The sequence below is a fragment of the Acidovorax sp. KPB24-03 genome (assembly GCF_057546605.1).
Window position 1 is genome coordinate 1 of record NZ_BAAJYR010000739.1, and the last position, 1,054, is coordinate 1,054.

At 73.1% G+C, this 1,054-nt stretch carries 1 protein-coding gene; it reads left to right on the forward strand.

All coding sequences use genetic code 11. The features are described 5' to 3' along the window. Window positions 1-959 (forward strand): GNAT family N-acetyltransferase (locus tag AC27KI_RS25630; protein ID WP_487116630.1); only part of this gene is annotated, 959 nt, incomplete at its 5' end. Between the last annotated feature and the right edge of the window lie 95 nt (window positions 960-1,054).

The window sequence follows — 1,054 nt, forward strand, 5'->3', positions numbered from 1 at the left end:
CGCCGCTGGACCTGCTCACCACGGCGGACGATGCCCTCAAGGCCCGGGTGCGGGCGCTGCCGCTGTTCGCGCGCTGGTCCCGCTGGCTGCGGGTGGCCACGGGGTTCGTGGGCACCACGGTGACCGAATACGCGCCGCTGCCCGCGGATGGCACCGCGCCCGAGGCCCTGGCGCAGGCCGTGCGCGCGGGGCCGGGGCGGCGCTTCGCGCTGGCCATCATCAAGGACCTGCCGCAACAGTCGCCCCTGCTGTCCGAAGCCGACAACGCCTACGCGGCCGCCCTGGCGCACGCCTGCGAGCGCCAGGGCTTCGTGCTGGTCGAAGGGCAGGCGCTGGCCTATGTGCCCATCGACTTCGCGAGCATCGCCGACTACCTGGGCCGCCTGTCCGCCAGCCGGCGCCAGAACCTGCGCCGCAAGCTGCGCAGCCGCGCGGGGCTGGCGGTGCGCCACATCGCCACGGGCGAGGCCTTTGCCGATGACGCCGTGGTGGATGCCTACTACGCGCTGTACGAGGCCGTGTACGCGCAGAGCGAGGTGCACTTCGACCGGCTCACGCGCGGTTTCTTCGCCGCCGTGCTGCGCGATGCGTCCAGCGGCGGCATCGCCTTCGAATACCGCCACGCCGCCACGGGCGAGCTGCTGGGCTGGAACCTGTGCTACGTGCATGGCGGCCGCCTGGTGGACAAGTACATCGGGCTGGCCTACCCGGCCGCGCGCGAGGCCAACCTGTACTTCGTGAGCTGGATGGAAAACCTCGAATACGCGCTGGCGCACGGCCTCACGCACTATGTCGCCGGCTGGACGGACCCGGAGGTCAAGCGCAGCCTGGGCGCGCGCTTCACCTTCACGCGCCACGCGGTGTACGTGCGCCAGCCCGTGCTGCGCGCCCTGGCGCGGCGGTTCGCCGGGCGCTTCGAGAGCGACCGGCAGTGGCGCGACCGCGCGGAGGCCGCATGAGACCGGCCGACTGGCCACCGGTCGTGCTCGACCTCGACGGCGCCGTCGGGGGCGCTGCCGGACGAGCGGCGCATCGATCTGGCGCAGGACTGGCA